General features: G+C 48.3%; 16 protein-coding genes. 5 read left to right on the forward strand and 11 right to left on the reverse strand.

What is annotated here, in order from left to right:
• Positions 1-5 precede the first annotated feature (5 nt).
• A complete protein-coding gene (gene secDF, locus LZD49_RS14175; protein WP_234668224.1) occupies positions 6-2,984 on the forward strand; it encodes a protein translocase subunit SecDF in 2,979 nt (992 codons plus the stop codon).
• A 122-nt stretch (positions 2,985-3,106) separates the two neighbouring features.
• Entirely contained in the window at positions 3,107-4,756 is a 1,650-nt protein-coding gene (locus tag LZD49_RS14180) for an amino acid permease (protein ID WP_234668225.1), read from the forward strand.
• Between the two features lie 69 nt (positions 4,757-4,825).
• Here the strand turns inward: LZD49_RS14180 and lhgO are convergent, their stop codons facing one another.
• The 5 genes from lhgO to recQ form a co-directional block, all read right to left on the reverse strand.
• Positions 4,826-6,025 carry an L-2-hydroxyglutarate oxidase gene (gene lhgO / locus LZD49_RS14185; RefSeq protein ID WP_234668226.1) on the reverse strand — a complete coding sequence of 400 codons (1,200 nt, stop codon included), beginning with the start codon at positions 6,023-6,025 and terminating at the stop codon, positions 4,826-4,828.
• A gap of 23 nt (positions 6,026-6,048) precedes the next feature.
• Positions 6,049-7,242 (reverse strand): anhydro-N-acetylmuramic acid kinase, encoded by a 1,194-nt coding sequence (locus tag LZD49_RS14190; RefSeq protein WP_234668227.1) that lies wholly within the window; start codon positions 7,240-7,242, stop codon positions 6,049-6,051.
• Positions 7,243-7,311: 69 nt separating this feature from the next.
• On the reverse strand, positions 7,312-8,763 hold the full coding sequence (gene ricT / locus LZD49_RS14195) for a regulatory iron-sulfur-containing complex subunit RicT (protein ID WP_234668228.1): 1,452 nt from the start codon (positions 8,761-8,763) through the stop codon (positions 7,312-7,314).
• A 117-nt stretch (positions 8,764-8,880) separates the two neighbouring features.
• Entirely contained in the window at positions 8,881-10,170 is a 1,290-nt protein-coding gene (gene purD / locus LZD49_RS14200; protein WP_234668229.1) for a phosphoribosylamine--glycine ligase, read from the reverse strand.
• Positions 10,171-10,225: 55 nt separating this feature from the next.
• The gene (recQ, locus tag LZD49_RS14205; protein WP_234668230.1) at positions 10,226-12,433 is read right to left on the reverse strand and encodes a DNA helicase RecQ; all 2,208 of its coding nucleotides are present in this window, start codon (positions 12,431-12,433) and stop codon (positions 10,226-10,228) included.
• 92 nt (positions 12,434-12,525) lie between these two features.
• On the opposite strand from recQ, the gene LZD49_RS14210 reads away from it, so the two are divergent.
• Positions 12,526-13,500, forward strand: a complete 975-nt coding sequence (locus LZD49_RS14210; RefSeq protein ID WP_234668231.1) for an SIS domain-containing protein — start codon at positions 12,526-12,528, stop codon at positions 13,498-13,500.
• Between the two features lie 38 nt (positions 13,501-13,538).
• On the opposite strand, the gene LZD49_RS14215 is transcribed toward LZD49_RS14210, so the two are convergent.
• The 6 genes from LZD49_RS14215 to rpmG all read right to left on the reverse strand — a co-directional run bounded on the left by LZD49_RS14215 (position 13,539) and on the right by rpmG (position 17,814).
• Positions 13,539-14,015 (reverse strand): DUF4293 domain-containing protein, encoded by a 477-nt coding sequence (locus LZD49_RS14215; protein ID WP_234668232.1) that lies wholly within the window; start codon positions 14,013-14,015, stop codon positions 13,539-13,541.
• A 70-nt stretch (positions 14,016-14,085) separates the two neighbouring features.
• Positions 14,086-15,396, reverse strand: coding sequence for a 30S ribosomal protein S12 methylthiotransferase RimO (rimO, locus tag LZD49_RS14220; RefSeq protein WP_234668233.1), 1,311 nt, complete (start codon positions 15,394-15,396; stop codon positions 14,086-14,088).
• A 131-nt stretch (positions 15,397-15,527) separates the two neighbouring features.
• Positions 15,528-16,142 (reverse strand): hypothetical protein, encoded by a 615-nt coding sequence (locus LZD49_RS14225; RefSeq protein WP_234668234.1) that lies wholly within the window; start codon positions 16,140-16,142, stop codon positions 15,528-15,530.
• Between the two features lie 102 nt (positions 16,143-16,244).
• Positions 16,245-17,207, reverse strand: coding sequence for a signal recognition particle-docking protein FtsY (gene ftsY, locus LZD49_RS14230; protein ID WP_234668235.1), 963 nt, complete (start codon positions 17,205-17,207; stop codon positions 16,245-16,247).
• A 168-nt stretch (positions 17,208-17,375) separates the two neighbouring features.
• Positions 17,376-17,528 carry a DUF4295 domain-containing protein gene (locus tag LZD49_RS14235; RefSeq protein WP_138482365.1) on the reverse strand — a complete coding sequence of 51 codons (153 nt, stop codon included), beginning with the start codon at positions 17,526-17,528 and terminating at the stop codon, positions 17,376-17,378.
• Between the two features lie 103 nt (positions 17,529-17,631).
• Positions 17,632-17,814 (reverse strand): 50S ribosomal protein L33, encoded by a 183-nt coding sequence (rpmG, locus tag LZD49_RS14240; RefSeq protein ID WP_015813060.1) that lies wholly within the window; start codon positions 17,812-17,814, stop codon positions 17,632-17,634.
• 274 nt (positions 17,815-18,088) lie between these two features.
• Here rpmG and LZD49_RS14245 point away from each other — a divergent pair, with 274 nt between their 5' ends.
• Both LZD49_RS14245 and gatB read left to right on the forward strand, forming a co-directional pair.
• Complete coding sequence (locus LZD49_RS14245; protein ID WP_234668236.1) at positions 18,089-18,643, forward strand: hypothetical protein; 555 nt, start codon at positions 18,089-18,091, stop codon at positions 18,641-18,643.
• Between the two features lie 95 nt (positions 18,644-18,738).
• A complete protein-coding gene (gene gatB / locus LZD49_RS14250) occupies positions 18,739-20,229 on the forward strand; it encodes an Asp-tRNA(Asn)/Glu-tRNA(Gln) amidotransferase subunit GatB (RefSeq protein ID WP_234668237.1) in 1,491 nt (496 codons plus the stop codon).
• The last annotated feature ends 10 nt before the right edge of the window (positions 20,230-20,239 follow it).

Here is a 20,239-nt window from a genome sequence, read left to right on the forward strand (position 1 = left end):
ATTTCATGACCAACAAGAACGGGATAATCGCGTTGACGATCGTCATCGCCCTTATTAGCGTCTATTATCTCTCCTTCACTTTTGTGTCGCGTAATATTAAAAGCAAGGCAGTAGCCTATGCAACTGACGCGAAAGGCGAGGTCGATATGACTAAAAAACAACACTACATCGACTCGCTCTGGCGTGAAGACGTGTACCTGGGCCATACTTTGCAAGAAGTAATGGAGCGCGAGCTGAACCTCGGCCTTGACCTCCAAGGCGGTATGCACGTGGTATTGGAAGTAGCTCCTGCCGACATACTGAAAGGCATGGCTGGCGGTAACGCACGCAGCGCGACATTCCAGAACGCATTGAAAAAAGCAGGCGAAGACAAATCGGCAAGCAACAGCTCATTTATCAACCGTTTTGTAAAAGCTTATAAGGAAGCAGCGCCTAATACAAGCCTTGCTTCCGTATTCGCAACCAGCGCCAACCGTGGCAAGATTAACAGCAACTCGCCGGATTCCGACGTGATCAAAATGCTGAACACAGAAATCGACGGTTCTATCGACCGCGCATTCCAGATCACTCAGGCACGTATTGATAAATTCGGGGTAACTAACCCTAACATCCAACGTCTGCCTGGCCAAAACCGTGTTTTGGTGGAGCTTCCGGGTGTGGATAACCCAGAACGTGTACGCCGCCTGCTTTCTGGTGCTGCAAAACTGGAATTTGCAGAAGTATACCTGACTAACGAACTTGGTGCGGGTCTGGAAGGCCTGGGCCGCTACCTGACCCAGCAAGCCGAAATCGAAAAGGCTAGTAAGAAAACCGCTGCACCTGCTGCTGTGGCATCTACCGACACCACCAAGAAATCGACTGAAGGCGGACTGGCCGCTCAATTGGAGCAGAAGTCTGACTCTACTAAAACTGATTCTGCTGCAATAGCCGCTCAAAGCGCCGCATTGACCAGCCTTTTCGTACCAATGCCGCAAGGATTGGGTGTTTATCTGAAAGACACCGCACGCGCAAGCGAAATCCTGGGCCGTCCGGAAGTCCGTTCATTGTTCCCTGCTGATCTCGTGTTCATGTGGGACCGCAAAGGCACCGAAGCCGGCAACAACCAATTGATCCTGCCATTGTATTTCATCAAGAAAACCAATGGAGAAGCTGCTATGGAAGGTGACGTAATAGTGGATGCAACGCATGACTACGACGAGCGTGGCCGTCCGGAAGTAACCATGCGTATGAACGGCGAAGGTGCCCGTAAATGGCGCTCACTCACTGCACGCAGCGTAGGCCGCCCGGTCGCGATCATCATCGATAACCTGGTTTACACAGCTCCGACAGTACAAGGCGAGATTCCTAACGGTAACTCATCTATCACAGGTAGCTTCACTGTGGAAGAGACCAAAGATATGTCTAACGTGTTGAAAGCAGGTAAACTGCCTGCTCCGACCCACATAGTAGAAGAGGCTGTTGTTGGTTCATCACTTGGAGCAGAGGCCATCAATGATGGTTTGCTTTCATCTGCGGTAGGTTTGGTGATCGTACTTGTATTTATGATTGCTTATTATAACAAAGCAGGATGGATCGCTGACATCGCGTTGTTGATCAACTTGTTCTTCCTGTTGGGTGTAATGGCGTCTCTTGGTGCTGTACTGACCCTCTCGGGTATCGCGGGTATCGTGCTTTCGATCGGTATGGCCGTGGATGCGAACGTACTGATCTATGAAAGTATCAAGACAGAACTTGCCTCCGGTAAACCATTCGGACAGGCAATCCGTGACGGTTTTAAACACTCCCTCACCGCCATTATCGACTCCAACGTAACGACTCTTTTGACCGGTGTCATCTTGTATACATTCGGAACAGGTCTGGTACTTGGTTTTGCGACAACTCTTGTGCTCGGTTTGCTTACCTCTCTTTTCAGCGCGATCTTCATTACACGGTTGTTGCTCGAACAACAGATCAAGAAAGGTAAAGTATTCAATTTCTATTCGGCGCTAACCAAAAACTGGTTCCAGGACAACCATTTCGATTTTGTTTCGCAACGTCGTCGTTTCTACATCATTTCTTCGATCATCATCGCAATCGGTGTAGGTTCATTTGTTTTCAAAGGCTTCGGCTTGGGTATCGACTTCAAAGGCGGCCGCTCGTATGTGGTTCGTTTCCAAAACAATGTGGATGCCGACGCGCTCCGTACGAATATGGACGAAGTGCTTGGCTCTACTACCGAGGTAAAAACATTCGGTGGGCAGGATCAGGTGAAAATCACCACTCCATACCTGATCGAGGATACGACGCCAGAAGCTGACCAGAAAGCAGAAGCGAAGATCCGGGAAGCAACACAAAAAGTTGCCAACAACAAGGCCACTATCGTAAGCTCGAACAAAGTTGGGCCTACCATGGCGACAGACACGCTCTGGAGCGCTGTTTACGCGGTATTACTTGCATTAGCGGCTAACTTTGTGTACATCCTTATCCGTTTCAAACGCGTCGCGTTCTCTTACGGTGCAGTAATGTCACTTGCGCACGACGTGGTGATCATCCTCGCAATCTTCTCGCTCTTCAATGGCTGGTTGCCATGGTCATTGGATATCGACCAGGCATTTATTGGTGCGATCCTGACCATGATCGGTTATTCGATGAACGATACCGTCGTAATCTATGACCGTATCCGTGACTACCTCGCGGACGAGAAATCACGCGGTCAGAGCCTGTCAACGGTTATTAACAATGCATTGAACAGTACTTTGAGCCGTACGGCTGTAACGGGTATCTCGGTAATCCTCGTATTGATCGTGTTGATGATCTTCGGTGGAGCTGTGATCCGCGGATTTACCTTCTGTATGCTCCTTGGGGTAATCGTGGGTACTTATTCTTCTCTCTTCGTAGCGGCACCTATCGTGGTTGACCTCCTGCAACGTCAGCAGAAAAATGAGCCTGCACCAGCGGTAGCCGACGCCACGGCTCCGGTAGCAACCAAAAAAGTAAAAGCATAATTATTAGAGAATAAAAGAGGGTAAGTTTTGTACTTACCCTCTTTTTATTTTGTGTCTATACGTAGTTAGCGAATTTTCTTTTAGCTTTATCAGACCATCATTTCTACAACAACGAACCTAATATGGCAAGTCAACTCTGGATTAAAAAACCACTTGAAAAACTAATGCAGGAGTCCACCGGTGAGGGGAACCAGCTCAAACGCACACTTGGCCCCGGAAGCCTGGTAGCGCTGGGGATTGGAGCCATTATCGGAGCAGGGCTTTTTTCCATTACAGGTGGGGCGGCCGCCAACCAGGCCGGGCCAGCTATCACTATCTCTTTTATCGTAGCTGCGCTGGGCTGTGCGTTTGCCGGTCTCTGTTATGCCGAATTTGCTTCTATGATCCCCGTTGCGGGAAGTGCCTATACTTATTCCTATGCCACCATGGGCGAATTCATTGCCTGGATCATCGGCTGGGACCTTGTTCTTGAATATGCGGTAGGTGCAGCCACGGTAAGCATCAGTTGGAGCCGGTATCTGGTCAAGTTCTGCGAAGGCTTCGATGTGCACTTACCCACCGCCCTGACGGTAGGTCCGTGGGATGGCGGTGTGATCAACCTTCCGGCTATTTTTATAGTGATCCTGATGAGCTTGTTGTTGATGAAAGGAACACAGGAAAGTGCTCTGGTAAATGGTATCATCGTCGGCTTGAAAGTGACCGTTGTGATCATCTTCATCATTCTCGGCTGGAAATATATTAACGAATCCAACTATGTTCCTTACATCCCTGAAAACACCGGTAAATTCGGTGAATATGGTTTTAGCGGGATCATAAGGGCCGCCGCGATTGTGTTTTTCGCCTATATCGGCTTTGATGCCGTGAGTACTGCCGCGCAGGAAGCTAAAAACCCCAGAAAAGACATGCCAATCGGTATTCTGGGCTCACTTGTTATCTGTACTGTCCTTTATATTCTTTTTGCACACGTTATGACGGGTGTTACCAACTATTCTGCTTTCAAAGGCCAGGATGGTATTGCGCCAGTTGCGGTAGCGATCGAGTCTATGGGTACGACTGACGCCAGCGGCGCCATTCACCCCGACTATCCCTGGCTGAACCGCGCAATTATTGTAGCGATCCTTGCAGGTTACGCCTCTGTGATCCTCGTGATGCTTTTGGGCCAGAGCCGTGTATTTTTCAGTATGAGCCAAGATGGCCTGCTGCCGCGCGTTTTCTCAGCAGTACATCCAAAATTTCAGACCCCTGTTAAAAACAATACCATGTTCCTGGTGTTCGTGAGCCTCTTCGCCGCATTCGTGCCTGCGCGTGTGGTGGGTGAAATGACCAGTATCGGTACATTGTTCGCGTTTATCCTTGTTTGTATCGGAATCATCGTGATGCGCAAGCAAATGCCCGATGCGCCGCGAGCGTTCAAGACACCCATGGTTCCGCTGGTACCCATTCTGGGAATCTTTACCTGCTTCTTCATGATGGCGTTCCTGCCGCTCGATACCTGGATCCGTCTGTTTGTCTGGATGATCATCGGTTTCGACGTGTATTTGTTCTATGGAATCAAAAACAGCTTCCTGTCAGACAGGTTACCAGCTTCTATTGCGAAGGGCAGCAAGACGGTAGCACTCGTGGGTATCGTGCTGTCGGTATTACTGGCTGTTATCGCCTATTTCCACCATTTGCAAACCGAAGGTACAGATACCGGTATCTATTATTTTTCGCTGATATTTGCCCTGATCCACGTGATAACTTTCGGTATGGCTCAAAACAAGAAAGATTAACCTGACTATAAAAACGAAACGAGGCCGTACCGCTCTGGTATGGCCTCGTTTCGTTTGATGGATATTATCCTAAAATCTTGAAAGCACCTTTTCCGAAACCGTTTGCCCAATCGACAGCGATGAGGTCGCAGCGGGTGAAGGCGCATTGCAGACGTTAATGGCTGTTTTGTTTTCGATAATGGAAAAATCATCCAGCAATCCGCCGTCATAATCACATGCCTGTGCGCGCACGCCGGAGCCGCCGGGTATAAGGTCGTCGCTCTGGATTTCGGGGATCAGGCCTTGCAATGCTTTTGTAAATGCGGCCTTCGAAAATGAGCGATAATATTCGCCCAGGCCGGTGCGCCAATATTTCATCGCCACCTTCTGGAATCCAGGCCAAGAGAGCGATTCCATCATCTCCGTCAAGTCGATATCCAGCTTATTATAGCCTTCCCTTTTAAATGCAAAAACAGCATTCGGACCAGCTTCTATACCGCCTTCGATCATGCGCGTAAAATGCACGCCCAGGAACGGAAAATTTGGATCGGGAACCGGGTAAATGAGGTTTTTGACAAGATGATGTTTCTCGGGCCGGATCTTATAATATTCTCCACGGAAAGGAATAATGCGGACATTGATGTTTTCAGGCTGTGTCAGCTGCGCAACTTTGTCGGAATAAAGTCCCGCGCAGTTCACAATAAGTTTGGTTTCAAATACCCTCCCGGTGGCAGTTACTACTTCCGAGTGCGTATTACGATTTTTGACGTTGGTTACTTTTTCGCCAAAACGAATTTCACCATCCAGTTTTCTCACGCATTCCGCATATTTTTCACAAACCGTTTTATAGTCGATAATGCCGGTATAAGGCACCCAAATCCCTTCCAACCCTTTCACATGTGGTTCAATCTCCTTCATTTCTCCCCCGGAGATCATCCGGTTTCGAACCAAACCATTCTGATTTCCCCGCTCGAAGAGATTCCGCAGCAACGGCCGCTGTTCCTCTGTAGTTGCAACTACTATTTTTCCACACAAATCATAAGCGACGCCTTCCTTCTCGCAAAAATCAATGAGCATCTGGTACCCTCGGATACAGTTAGTAGCTTTCAGACTACCCGGTTTATAATACAAACCCGAATGGATAACTCCGCTATTGTGACCGGTCTGGTGTTTGGCCACTTCGTTTTCTTTTTCGAGCAAAAGAACCTTTAAAGAAGGCCGTTGCTCTTTGATCCTGAGGGCCGTCGCGAGGCCTACAATGCCGCCGCCTATGATGGTAATGTCGTACATATTTCAAAAACTCGTTTTCTTACTTAACCGGGAAAGGAAATTTTCCCCATCGACACACCAGGCACGCCTTTCCTTTCACCAAAATATGTGCCCTCGCCGGCAATTGCCTCATTAGCCAGAACTGCAAATAAAACCGCTTCCTTGGCATCGCCTGCTACGCCCAGTTCATTAATCAGACGAATATTCAGACCCAACAAATTCCCAATCACTTCCATTAAGACCGGATTATGCGCCCCGCCGCCGCTCGCATAAATTTCAAATGTTTCGCCCTCCGACATTGCGCTACGGATTGCTTCCGAAATCGTTTCGGCGCTGAACCGCGTCAATGTTGCGATAAGATCGGCAGATGAAATTGAAGTTCGGCCTGACCGCTTTTTAGCCTCCTCAACATAATTAACACTGAAAACCTCCGGGCCGGTAGTTTTAGGAAAAGATTGCACAAAAAACGGCGCGTCTTTCAATGCACCGAGCAATGCCTGATCAACAGATCCGCTCGAAGCAATGTTTCCGTTTTCATCAAATGGCTTTCCAAACAACTGGCGCGTAAATGCGTCGATTAATGTATTTCCAGGGCCCGTGTCCGTGGTAAAAACTAATGCAGCATCGAGGTTTCCGGGCAGAAATGTAAAGTTGGCAATGCCTCCCATATTCAGCAACACCCTGTTTTCGCCTTTTTTGGAAAAAAGAAAATAATCACCGTACACCGCGAGCGGTGCACCTTCACCACCGGCCGCAATGTGTTTTTGCCTGAAATCACTGACCGTTAAAATACCGGTTTTGACGGCAATGTGGTCGCCATCGCCGATTTGCAGGGTTGCATTGGGAAAATTAGGGAGTCCGTGCTGTTTTTGGGGAGCGTGAAAAACGGTCTGCCCGTGGCTGGCTATCAGATCTACTTCATTTGTATCGACACCCCATTCCGCCAGACAGCCGAGGATCATTTGCGCGTGTTGCAAGCCAATGAATGGGTTGAGCAGGCATAAATGCTGAAAATCGATCTGCCTTTTGGCAAAAATCTCACGCACCGCATTGCGGAAATCATCCTCATAAGAAACTGTTTTGAAATGCTCCACTTGCAACGCCGTTTCCGGGCCACTGCCCTGCACATGGCAAAGTGCCACATCGAGGCCGTCGAGCGAGGTTCCTGACATAAGCCCGATTATCCTTCGTGAGGGCTTCCGGCTCAGCACATAAAGCTTTTCAACGTGTTCTTTCACGGATGGTATTGCTAAAAAACGGGCCAGCATTTGAATGAGCTGGCCCGATAGGATTCGATGGAAACTTTTTTAACCGTTGTTTTCCCCCTCCGGCTTTGGCCCGGAAGGTTTCTGAGGTCTTCGGTTGTTGTTATTCCGATTGTTCCGGTTTCCCTCGTTATTGTTATTTGCCCTGTTTTTGGGTATTTCAATAGGATTATTACCCTTGTTCCGGTTTCCTTCGTTGGGATTAGTGCCCTTATTTTTTGGTTCTTCCCCAGGACTATTGCCGTTGCTTTTAGGTTCTTCTCCCGAATTATTAGCCCTGTTCCGAAGGCCCTGGTTGGGATTGTTGCCCCTGTTCCGACCCCCGTCGCCTGGGTTGTTACCTTTGTTCCTTGGTCCCTCGTTCGGATTACTATCCTTGCTCTTCAGCTCGTCGGTGGCATTGTTGCCCGGGTTACTTGGCCCCTGGTTTTCTGCGCTATTTTCAACGCCGCGGTTCTTTCCCGAACGGCTCTTCTTCTTTTTCTTTTTCTTCTGTTCGTCGCTGTACTTCTTGTCCAGGTTTTCCAGGTCGCTATTGAGCTTGCCGGGCACCTTGTCGGCGCCTTTCTCGGACTCGGGCGTCAGGATTTCGAGTGATTCGGGGATGATATCCTTTTTGTTCAGCTCGATAATTTCCAAAACCTTGTCGATAGGCACGGGATACCAGTTGGTGTCCTTATCGAAACCGAACCACATGATTTTCTTGAAAATATCCGTCTTCTGCAATGTAGCCACACCCTTTTTTGTTTTCAGGGGCGCATCCACTGCCGGGATATCCCGCAAAGCATCGATGTAGGTTTCGAGCTCGTAATTCAGACAACATTTCAGCCTTCCGCATTGACCCGAAAGTTTAGCGGGATTGAGTGACAGGTTCTGATAACGCGCCGCCGCAGTTGAAATGTTCTTGAAATCGGTGAGCCAGGTGGAGCAGCAAAGCTCGCGTCCGCAGGAACCCAGTCCGCCTAAACGGCTCGCCTCCTGCCGCAGGCTGATTTGCCGCATTTCGATCCGCACCTTGAACTCCGAAGCCAGCGATTTGATCAGCTCCCGGAAATCGACACGTTCTTCGGACGAGTAATAAAAAGTCGTCTTGGTATTGTCGGCCTGATATTCTACGTCTGAAAGCTTCATATTGAGCTTCATCTCGCGGATAATCTCGCGCGTGCGGTACAGCGTGGGCATCTCGCGCGCCATCGCCTGCGTGTACTTTTCAAGGTCCTTCTCGCTTGCGACGCGATAGATCACGTGCAGGTCGTCGTTCATCTGGATGCTTTTGCGCTTCATCTGAAGGCGCACGAGTTCTCCTTGCAACGATACCGTTCCAATATGCTGGCCCGAAGCCATTTCACAGACCACAAAGTCGCCTGTAATAAATTCCAGCTGATTTATATTCCGGAAATATTCCTTTCTGCCTCCTTTGAACTTGACTTCGATTACGTCAAAACGTTGTCCCGACGGCACGTCCATGTGACTTAGCCAGTCGAACACATTCATTTTATTGCATCCGCCTGTTCCGCAGCTTCCTTTACTTCCACACCCGGCGACGGCCGTACCGCTAGTACCGCAGCCCCCGGATGAACATGATCCACATCCCATAATTACTCCGCTTCATCAATCGTTATAACGAATTAAATCCACGCCAATATCGTGCCGGAAATATTTCCCTTCATATTGCACCACTTGTGCAGCCCGCTGTGACTTATGCACGGCGTTTTCAAGGGAATTGGCAAGGCCTGTCAATGCCATTACCCTTCCTCCGTTCGTCACGACTTCGGCGTTTCCATTAAAAGTGGTACCTGCATGGAATACATGCACATCCTCCACTTTATCTGTTCCCGAAATCACTTTTCCTTTTTCATAATCCTCGGGATAACCGCCGGATACCACAACTGTCGTAACGGCTACCTGCGGCGAAATCTGCAATTCGAAATCATGCAGGGTACCCTTCGCCGTCGACGCCATCAGCATCGCAAAATCCGACTGGATACGCGGGATTACTACTTCCGTTTCGGGATCGCCCATACGGACGTTGTATTCAATCACATAAGGCTCGCCTTTGATGTTCATTAAACCGATGAAGATAAAGCCTACATATTTGATGCCTTCGCTTTGCAGCCCATGCAATGTAGGTTTTACAACCTTCTCTTCAACCTTTCTTATGAAATTCGCGTCTGCGAACGTTACCGGCGACACCGCGCCCATTCCGCCCGTATTCAGGCCCGTATCACTCTCGCCGATACGCTTGTAATCCTTCGCTTCGGGCAGGATTTTATAATGCTCACCATCACTAAGCACAAAAACCGACAATTCTATCCCTTTTAGAAATTGTTCGACTACAACTTTATTACCTGCCTTACCGAATTTACCATCCACCAACATTTCTTTGAAAGCCTGTATCGCTTCGGAATGCTTCTCTGCGATGATCACCCCTTTTCCGGCAGCGAGTCCGTCGGCTTTAAGAACGATCGGTAGTGAATGGTTTTCAAGGTATTCCAAACCAATTGCCAGTTCATTGGCGGTGAAAGTCCGCGAAGCGGCGGTTGGAATGCCGTATTTTTGCATAAACTGCTTCGAAAAATCCTTGCTTCCTTCGAGTTGCGCACCCGCCTTATCCGGCCCGATAATACGCACTTTGGCAAGATCTTCGCGGCCGCCGAAATAATCGACCACCCCGTTCACCAGCGGTTCTTCGGGACCTACGATCACGAGTTCGATGCTATTTTCAATTACCGCGTTGGCAATGGAGTCAAAATCGTTGTAAGAAATGGATAGGTTCGTTGCCACACTTGCAGTCCCGGCGTTTCCAGGAGCCATAAACAATGTATCGCAAAGAGGGCTTTGGGCTATTTTCCAGGCAAAAGCATGTTCTCTTCCACCTGATCCCAAGATGAGTATGTTCATAAGAGGTTTTAAAATTCAAAAATACTGATGATCCGGCAAGTATGCCGACAGGGTGCTAGTTGGCCAGCTCAGACAAAAATTTGATTCGCATGAGCCGTAATTCTTCTTCACTCACCTCCTCACCGTCAAATTCATTCAGCGCGGTTGAAATGTTGTCGGTTTCGGCGGTCATAAAATAATCGTAAATGTCCCTCTGCCGCTCGCGGTCAATCACCTGATTAATATAATAATCCAGGTTCAATTTTGTACCCGAGTAGCAAATATGTTCAACTTCCTCGATCACATCGGCCAGCGCAAGGTCTTTCACCTCCGCGATCTCGTCGAGGCTGACTTTTCTGTCGACCTGCTGGATGATGAAAATTTTGATTTTGGACTTGTTGACGGTCGATTTGATCACCACGTCCTTGGCCGTCTCGATCTCATTCTCTTCCACATAACGGGAAATCAGTTCGATAAACTGTCGACCAAACTTCTGCACCTTACCCATTCCAACGCCATTGATCTGCGCCATTTCCTGCTGGGTGGTAGGGTAAGTGGTGGCCATTTCCTCCATCGACGGATCCTGGAAGATCACATAAGGCGGCAGGTTCTTTTCTTTAGCGACTTTCTTGCGCAATGCTTTGAGCATTCCGAGCAATGCCTCGTCGTAAGCATGCGCGTTTCCGTTCACGGAATCCTTATCGTCGTCTTCGGATTTCACTTCTTCCTCTTCGAAGTTATGATCCTTGTGAAGCGTAACCGGGTAAGGGTCGTTGAGGTATTTTGCGCCTTTTTCTCCTAGTTTGACAATCCCGTAATTCTCGATGTCCTTCTCGAGGTAACCAAAAATCACCAGCTGACGGATCGCAGACACCCAATATTCACGCAATTCATTTATTTCCAGGCCTTTCCCGTAAACTTCCAGTTGGTCGTGCTCATAGCTTTTTACATACTGGTTATCGGTGGCGGTGAGAAGGTCGGCAATATGATCTGCATCGAAACGCTGCTCGGTGAGCATGACCGATTTGAGGATCAGGATAACATCCTCCTGGACTTTGACTTTTTCGGTTGGTTTTTTACAGTTGTCGCAGTAACCGCAATCTTTTTCGAAATACTCCCCGAAATAGCTCAGCAATTGTCGGCGGCGGCAAACCCCCAATGTCGAATAGGCGACCATTTCATTCAGCAAATGGCGGGCATTATCGCGTTCGGTAACAGTTTTGTCTTTATTGAACTTTTCCAGCTTCTGGATGTCCTCGTAGCTGTAAAACATCAGACAATTACCTTCCAGCCCATCGCGACCGGCGCGGCCTGTCTCCTGGTAATAACCTTCGAGCGACTTGGGCACGTCGTAGTGGATTACAAAACGTACATCCGGCTTGTCGATACCCATCCCGAATGCGATGGTCGCCACAATTACGTCGCATTCTTCATTCAGAAACGCGTCCTGATTTGACATCCGCGTGCCGGCGTCCAGCCCTGCGTGATACGGTAATGCACGTACGTCGTTGACATTCAGCAGCTCGGCCACCTCTTCCACTGTTTTTCTACTCAGGCAATATACGATTCCGGATTTGCCTTTGTTGTTGCGGATGTAGCGGATCAGTTGCTTCTTAACGTCTTTTTTAGGACGGATTTCGTAGTAAAGATTTTTTCGGTTAAATGAGGACTTAAACGTTTCGGCCTCCTCCATTTGCAGGTTTTTGCGGATATCCTGCTGCACTTTGGGCGTTGCGGTGGCCGTGAGCGCAATAATAGGTAGCCTGCCGATATTCTCGATTATACCGTAAATCCGACGGTATTCGGGTCGGAAATCGTGGCCCCATTCGGAAATACAGTGCGCTTCATCAATGGCGACGAAAGAGATTTTTACCCTTTTAAGAAAATCGAGATTATCTTCTTTTGTGAGTGATTCCGGAGCAATGTAGAGCAGTTTAAGGCTTCCATCGAGCGCGTCGGACTTTACACGCGTCATTTCCGCCTTTGTAAGCGTGGAATTCAGGAATTGTGCATTGATACCGAACGCAGTAAGCTGGTCGACCTGGTTTTTCATCAGAGCGATCAGGGGGGAAATGACGATAGTCAATCCCTCGCTGACGAGTGCAGGAAGCTGGTAGCAGAGTGACTTACCTGCGCCCGTAGGCATGATCACGAATGTATTCTTACCTAAAAGGATATTTTGTATGATAACTTCCTGATCTCCTCGGAATTGACTGTATCCAAATATTTCTTTAAGCTTCCCTTTCAATGTGTCGTTAATGACTTTCTCAACCTGCTGTACCATACTCTGTTCACAAAATGGTTATTCCAAACTTCCCTATCTTTGCGCTTTGAAATAAATAATGACTTTTTGTCGCTCTAAACTGTGTTTCAGATTTGAAATTAATAAAAAATATTCAGTCAACCGCAAAAGAAGTATTACGTCAGGAGGCGGAAGCAGTACGCAATCTGATTGAATTGATTGACGACGAATTTGAAAAGTGCGTATATGCCATTTTGCATGCCGGAGGGCGGGTTGTCGTCTCTGGCGTGGGTAAAAGTGCCATTGTCGGGCAAAAAATCGTAGCTACTTTGAACTCCACCGGCACACCAGCATTGTTTATGCATGCCGCAGACGCCATTCACGGCGATCTGGGCATGATCCAGGACAACGACGTGGTGCTCGTGATTTCCAAAAGTGGTGATACACCGGAGATCAAAGTATTAGTGCCCCTCCTCAAAAGGACCGGTGTCACAATGATTGCAATGGTAAGTAACAAAGATTCTTATCTCGCTAAAAACTGCATTCTGACGCTCCATGCACACGCTCCGACGGAGGCCGACCCACTCAATCTGGCGCCTACCACGAGTACTTCCGTAACAATGGCCCTCGGCGACGCGCTTGCAATATGCCTGCTCGAAGCACGTGGCTTTACGCATGACGATTTTGCACGTTACCATCCCGGCGGTTCGCTTGGGAAACGGCTCTACCTGAAAGTATGCGACATTTACCCGCATAATGCGCTGCCAACCGTGCATGATCAGGCCACTTTACAGGAAGTTATTCTGGAAATGACTTCAAAAAGACTGGGCGCGACGGCGGTTGTGCACGAAAATGGGCAAATGGCTGGTATTATTACCGATGGCGACCTCCGTAGAATGCTAAAAACTTACGGTGCAGCAGGGCTGCTTGATCTCAAAGCCTGCGATATCATGACCCAATCGCCGATTACGGTTTCTCCCGACGAATATGCGGTGAATGCACTGGAAGTAATGCAGTCGAAAAGCATTACGCAGGTGGTGGTGGTAGAAGATGGCAAAGCACTGGGCTTTGTGCATTTGCACGATTTGCTGCGGGAGGGATTGGTGTAAAAAAAGACAGGCTTAACGACCTGTCTCCTCTTACATTGTTATCTGAACCTTTTCGATTGCTGCACCTCACGCTCGTCCTTTCGGATGAAACGGTTCGCAAACACATTGGCTAGCATAGCACCAACCAGTCCGAAAAAGCCAATATCGTATTTTCCGGCTAGCTGGGGGTCGAATAACTTGGCTGTCTGGTAAAAAGTAAAGTAAATAATCAGACCCATTGTGACGGTCATCAGGATTGAGTTCACGGCACATAATGCCGATTGCAGCACGCGGTTTTTGTACTGCATGATTGCGTAAGCCGCCACTGCGGCGGTAAGAATCGCCAACACTACGAAATAATATACCGGCTTATCATTGGATTGCACTTCGTTGATCTGATGATGCAGCCTCAAGGCCGTCAGGTCTGCACTTTGTCCTCCCGCAATCGCTACTTTCGACCAGATTGGAAATGCGAGGAAAATACCCATTCCTATGATCACTATCGCGAGAAAAATGGTTTGAATACGTTGTAACATGCTTTTTTAAAATTATTCTTTTCAAATGATAGGCAAATTTAGGCAATGCAACCGTTCCCCGGAAATCGCATTACGAAATCACCTCGCCATATAAGTCGAACTCCTCGGCAGAAGTCACCTTCACATTTGCATAATCGCCCAGGCGCACATACTGGCTCGCAGGTACAAGCACTTCATTATCAACCTCCGGTGAGTCGTACTCGGTGCGACCGATGAAATAACCGCCTTCCTTACGATCGAACAGCACCTTAAAAGTTTTGCCGACTTTCTCCTGGTTAAGCTCTGCGGAAATGCCTTGCTGCAATTCCATAATGGCATCGGCGCGCTCCTGTTTCACTTCCGGTTCGATATCGTCCTCCATGGTGAATGAGTGCGTATTGTCTTCATGGGAGTACTGGAATGCGCCCAGACGGTCGAAACGCATTTTTTCAACGAATTCATAGGTTTCGTCAAATAGATGCTCGGTTTCGCCCGGATGGCCGACGATCAGCGTCGTGCGTAATGCGATATCAGGCACTTTGTCGCGAATCGAGTGGATCAGCGCTTCGGTTTTCTCACGGGTAATGCCGCGACGCATCAGTTTCAGCATTTCCGTCGAGCCCGATTGCAGCGGCATATCTAGGTATTTGGCTATGTTGCTGCGCTCGTTCATCACGTCGAGCACATCCATCGGAAAGCCCGCCGGATAAGCATATTGCAAACGGATCCAGTCGATGCCTTCTACGTCGGAAAGCTGGCGCATTAAATCCGAAAGGTTTCTTTTTTTGTAAATATCCAGACCGTAGTAAGTCAGGTCCTGGGCAATAAGAATGAGCTCTTTGGTACCGCGCTTTGCGAGTGATTTTGCTTCTTTGACTAACTCGTCGATCGGCCTCGAAATGTGACTGCCGCGCATAAGCGGGATTGCGCAGAAGCTACATGGGCGGTCGCACCCTTCGGCGATTTTCAGGTACGCATAATGCGCGGGCGTCGTAAGCAGGCGCTCGCCAACAAGCTCGTGTTTGTAATCGGCTTTGAGGGTTTTGAGCAGGCGCGGCAATTCATTTGTGCCAAACCAGGCATCCACTGTTGGTATTTCAACCGAAAGTTCGTCCTTGTACCGATGTGACAGGCAGCCTGTTACATACACTTTATCCACCATACCCGCCGCTTTGGCATCGGTATAGCGCAAAATCGTGTTGATAGATTCCTCCTTTGCATTGTCGATAAACCCGCAGGTATTGATCACGACAATTTGCGAATCATCTTTTTTTGACTCGTGCGTCACAGCAAACCCGTTACCTTTGAGCTGCGTGTAAAGCACCTCCGAGTCGACCAGGTTTTTAGAGCAACCCAGCGTCACTATATTGACTTTATTCTTGACTATTCCTTTGGTTTTCATTGAAGTTTGCTTTCGGCATGAAGCCCTAAGCCGTATGCTTTGAACTGATTAATCGCCTCTGACACATCAAAGTGACTGATAATGAACGGCGAAATGGGGTGCAAAGTTCGGAAAAAATAAGACAGGAAGCACTATTCTATAAAAGGAAATTGAGTCTTGCGATATTCGATCGGAACCTTCTTGAAATACTCATGAATAACCCACACACCTGGCATTTTGTCGGACAGAATGAAATGATTGCCGCTCGCGAGATAGTAGGTCATGAATGAGATCCGCATTCTTGCTTCATTGCTTGTAATCAAGACGCGCAGAATATCACCCTCCTTTAACCTCAGTTTTGTTTCGCCAAAAGTTATTTCCAACTCATGCTCTTCCGGAAAAGTTTCAAGCACCACACCCTCTACATATTTCCAATGATTGAGATCAATAGCTAATACAACAAAGCCTAGACCTGCAAACAATGCCGTTCCGATCAGAAGCGTCCCCCTTGCTAATGCGGGATAGCTAATATCGGCACCCATCCGGGCCGTTACTGTTGCTTGAAACAGCAAAAGACCCATCACAATAAAAAAGACCGCGAATAGATTATCGAACTTGAAAAAGTACGACCATGCATCAATCTGGTAAATGCGTTTGACTTTGAGCGGGGAATTCTCTCCGATCGTATTCCGCGTAAATCGCAGTACCATCCACATGAACCCGCCAAATGGAATGAAAATGATGAGAAATACGACCAGTGTTTCCATGAAAAAAGGTATCCCGAGACATAGCGTGTTTCAAGATACCTTTTTAAAAATTCATTCGAAATAGCAAAGCCCCGAACGGTTACATCACTCGATCAGCGGCTTTTATCCTATTTTTTTGAAAAGCGAATCGACAAACTCCGACCGGTCGAAAACCTGCAAGTCGTCCATTTTCTCGCCTACGCCAATGTATTTGACAGGGATTTTGAATTCATCCGAAATACCGATCACGACGCCGCCCTTTGCGGTTCCGTCAAGTTTGGTGATGGCCAATGCGGTAATTTCGGTGACTTTCGTGAACTCGCGCGCCTGGATCACGGCATTCTGGCCTGTGCTGCCGTCAAGGATGAGCAATACTTCATGCGGTGCTTCGGGAAGTATTTTTTGCATTACGCGCTTGATCTTCGAAAGCTCGTTCATCAGGTTCACTTTCGTGTGCAAACGGCCCGCGGTATCGATAATGATCACATCCGCATTTGATTCCACACCTTTCTTGATCGCGTCATAAGCTACTGCTGACGGGTCGGTGTTCATACCGTGGTCGATCACAGGCACATTCACACGCTGGCCCCAGAGTTTCAATTGATCAACCGCCGCTGCCCGGAAAGTATCCGCCGCGCCGAGTACCACTTTGTGCCCGCGCTGGTGAAACTGGTGCGCCAGCTTACCGATGGTCGTCGTTTTACCTACCCCGTTTACCCCCACCACCATAATGACGTAAGGCTTGGGCAAATGCTCGGTTTCGAAGCTGTCGGTAATATCCACCGATTTGTTTTCGGTAAGCAATGCGGCGATTTCCTCGCGCAGGATGCTGTCGAGCTCGGCAGCTGATGCATATTTATCCCTGGCAACACGGTCTTCGATGCGTTTGATGACCTTCACGGTCGTTTCCACACCCACGTCGGAGCTTACCAGAATATCTTCCAGTTCATCGAGGACCTCCTCATCGATGGTGGTTTTACCCACAATCGCCCGCGAGAGCTTGCCAAAGAAGCTGTCCTTCGTTTTTTCGAGGCCCTTATCTAATGTTTCTTTTTTCTCTTTTGAAAAAAAGCCAAATAAACCCATAGTACTGATACAATTTATGGCCCAAAAATAAAACAAAAAAGTCCCGGAAAGGGACTTTTTTAAAACTCTCCCTTCGGCTACGCTCAGGGTGACGAATATTTGACTCAATGTCAGTCTGAGCGAAGTCGAAGACGACTTGAGCGAACCGGGCCGCCGGGCGGCCGAAGACTAGTTTTTCAATGCGCCTTGTACTCCGTCCAGGGGTACGATTTCTTCTTTGAAGGTGTAAGCTCCTGTTTTAGGAGATTTTACGGCCTTAATCACTTTGGCAAATGATTTACCGCCTTCTTTTTTCAGGGTAGCAACTACTTTCTTTGCCATATCTGTATATCAGTTATAAGTTTATATTGTTAATAATTAACTGTTGCGCGCTTACCCATTATTGCTCAGCTTCACGTGACAGTTAACGGGTAACAAAACGAACTTACTTAATTTCTTTGTGGAGAGTATAACGTCTCAGGAAAGAGTTGAATTTCTTCAATTCCATACGGCCTGGCGTATTCTTCCGATTTTTTGTGGTCACGTAACGTGACATGCCTGGAACACCGCTTTCTTTTTGCTCTGTGCATTCCAATATGACCTGTACTCTATTACCTTTCTTAGCCATTGCTTTACATCGTTTTACAAATAGGAGTGCAAAAGTAAGGCGTTTTAATATTAATCGCAACAATCACAGACAAATAAACAGGAAAATTTGCGGATTTTTTTACAGACCTCTCCCTATTAAAAGGTTGTCAGACAAGTCGATACATGACTACTTTTTAGAGAAATGCCCGAATTTCTGGCTGTTACATGACGGAAATCTAGTGCAAACTTGCTTTCTTCGTGGTCGATTAGACATCGCAACCTTAATCTGGCGGAAATTCTTAAAAATTAAAACAATGACACTTAAAAAAAGCGCTTCTTTGGCCCTGATGGCCCTGGCAGTCTCTTTCTTCATCGGTTGCTCCTCCAAGGAAGACCGTGACAAGTATGACCAATGGTATGGCTCCGGAAGCAAATCAAGGGAAGAATCGGCCCTGGTGAAGCTTCAAAACGATAGAAAAACAGCGGCGGAACAAGCTGAGAAGGCAGCAGCCGAAAAAGCGGCAGCGCCAGCAGGCGATAGCGCAGCTGCACCAGCAGGCGATTCCACCGCAGTACCAGCTATCGCTGCACCAGCTACCGCAGCGGCACCAAAACGCAAACCTGTTCCTGCGGACGTTTCTGCATTGCTCAACAAACATGCCTGCTTTGCCTGCCACCAGGCTTACGACAAGGTGATCGGCCCAGCTTACTCGGAAGTGGCGAAAAAGAAATATACGCCTGACCAAATCGTAGAGCTGGTACACAACCCAAAATCGGAACACTGGCCTGGCTACCCTCCGATGGCGCCGCTGGCACACGTTCCGAAGGCTGATATCGTGGTTATCGCCAACTGGATCAACTCGCTATAATTACAGCGAAAACCGTTTATATTCCATAAAATACGGGCCGTTCATGCTATGGACGGCCCGTATTTGTATCTTTGCGAAAGCATCAGTAATCTAATATGAGTCAAACCGCACTGCAACCCGCTGACGTTACCGATGAACTTCTGGCCATTTATGAAACTGTAATCGGCCTGGAAGTACATTGTCAGCTTATGACGGAATCCAAGCTGTTTACCCGCGATTTCAACATTTTCGGTACTGAGCCGAACACTAATATCGGTCCGCTTACAATCGCATTGCCGGGTACTTTACCCAAAGTCAATAAAAAAGCTATTGAGTATGCAATCCGTCTGGGCATTGCCTGCGGTTCGACGATCAGTAGAAAAACCATTTTCGACCGTAAAAATTACTTTTACCCCGATCTTCCGAAGGGTTACCAGATTTCGCAGGACAAAAAACCGATCTGCGACAAAGGCGGCGTTACCATTTCTTTCAAGCACGACGGGAAGTTGCAAGAAAAAACGATCCGCTTTCACCACATCCATTTGGAAGAAGACGCGGGAAAATCGGTGCACGATGGCGGCTACACCGAGACATTGCTCGACTATAACCGTGCCGGAACACCGCTCGTGGAGATGGTTTCGGAGCCAGATTTACGCTCCGCCGAAGAAACGGGCGCATTTGTGACGGAAATCCGTCGGTTGGTCCGCTACCTGGGCATCAGTGACGGGAATATGGAAGAAGGCTCCCTGCGCGCGGACGTGAACGTCTCCCTGCGCAAAAAGGGCGCTCCACAATACGGCACGAAAGTCGAAATCAAAAATATGAACTCCATCCGCAACATGATGCGGGCCATTGCATTCGAGGAAAAACGGCAGGTAGCCATGCTCGAAAACGGCGAGACGATCCAGCAGGAGACGCGGATGTTCGATGTGGAAAGCGGGCAAACTTACGGAATGCGCGTCAAGGAAACGATGAACGACTACCGCTACTTCCCCGATCCGGATTTGAGCCCGGTAGTAATTTCAGAAGAATGGCTGGCAAGCATCAAAGATTCCATGCCCGCATTGCCGCAGGAACTACGCGAGAAATTTATAACCAAATACGGCATTCCGGCTTACGATGCCTCGGTACTCACCGATACACGCGAGCTGGCTGAATATTTCGAAGCGGTTTGTGCGAAAACATCGCATTACAAAGCCGCTTCCAACTGGCTGATGGGACCTGTAAAATCCTATCTGAACGACCACAACGGCGACATTCAGCATTTGCCGATCAGCGCACAAAGCCTGGCCGATCTCATTGAACTCAATGAATCGGGATCGGTGAGCCATTCGGTGGCTGCGCAGAAGATTTTTCCGGTGCTGCTATCCGAGCCAACCCGCGAGCCTTCGGAGATCGCATCGTCAAATAACTGGCTGCAAAACAGCAATACCAATGAGCTGGAAACGTTGGTAGATGAGGTTATAAATGCGATGCCCGACAAGGTTGCGGCATACCGAAAGGGTAAAAAGGGGCTGATGGGGTTGTTCGTTGGAGAGGTAATGAAGAAATCTAATGGAGCAGCGGACCCTAAGCTTGTCAACCAGTTGCTGGCGCAAAAGTTGTAAACCACACATA

Origin of the sequence: Dyadobacter sp. CY261 (assembly GCF_021440085.1) — a bacterium.
In the GTDB taxonomy this organism is placed as follows: domain Bacteria; phylum Bacteroidota; class Bacteroidia; order Cytophagales; family Spirosomataceae; genus Dyadobacter.

Bases quoted from the DNA above. Each gene is read 5' to 3' on its own strand.
- secDF (WP_234668224.1), top strand. From the start codon at position 6: ATGACCAACAAGAACGGGATAATCGCGTTGACGATCGTCATCGCCCTT.
- LZD49_RS14180 (WP_234668225.1), top strand. From the start codon at position 3,107: ATGGCAAGTCAACTCTGGATTAAAAAACCACTTGAAAAACTAATGCAG.
- lhgO (WP_234668226.1), bottom strand. From the start codon at position 6,025: ATGTACGACATTACCATCATAGGCGGCGGCATTGTAGGCCTCGCGACG.
- ricT (WP_234668228.1), bottom strand. From the start codon at position 8,763: ATGAATGTGTTCGACTGGCTAAGTCACATGGACGTGCCGTCGGGACAA.
- purD (WP_234668229.1), bottom strand. From the start codon at position 10,170: ATGAACATACTCATCTTGGGATCAGGTGGAAGAGAACATGCTTTTGCC.
- recQ (WP_234668230.1), bottom strand. From the start codon at position 12,433: ATGGTACAGCAGGTTGAGAAAGTCATTAACGACACATTGAAAGGGAAG.
- LZD49_RS14215 (WP_234668232.1), bottom strand. From the start codon at position 14,015: ATGTTACAACGTATTCAAACCATTTTTCTCGCGATAGTGATCATAGGA.
- rimO (WP_234668233.1), bottom strand. From the start codon at position 15,396: ATGAAAACCAAAGGAATAGTCAAGAATAAAGTCAATATAGTGACGCTG.
- LZD49_RS14225 (WP_234668234.1), bottom strand. From the start codon at position 16,142: ATGGAAACACTGGTCGTATTTCTCATCATTTTCATTCCATTTGGCGGG.
- ftsY (WP_234668235.1), bottom strand. From the start codon at position 17,207: ATGGGTTTATTTGGCTTTTTTTCAAAAGAGAAAAAAGAAACATTAGAT.
- LZD49_RS14235 (WP_138482365.1), bottom strand. From the start codon at position 17,528: ATGGCAAAGAAAGTAGTTGCTACCCTGAAAAAAGAAGGCGGTAAATCA.
- rpmG (WP_015813060.1), bottom strand. From the start codon at position 17,814: ATGGCTAAGAAAGGTAATAGAGTACAGGTCATATTGGAATGCACAGAG.
- LZD49_RS14245 (WP_234668236.1), top strand. From the start codon at position 18,089: ATGACACTTAAAAAAAGCGCTTCTTTGGCCCTGATGGCCCTGGCAGTC.
- gatB (WP_234668237.1), top strand. From the start codon at position 18,739: ATGAGTCAAACCGCACTGCAACCCGCTGACGTTACCGATGAACTTCTG.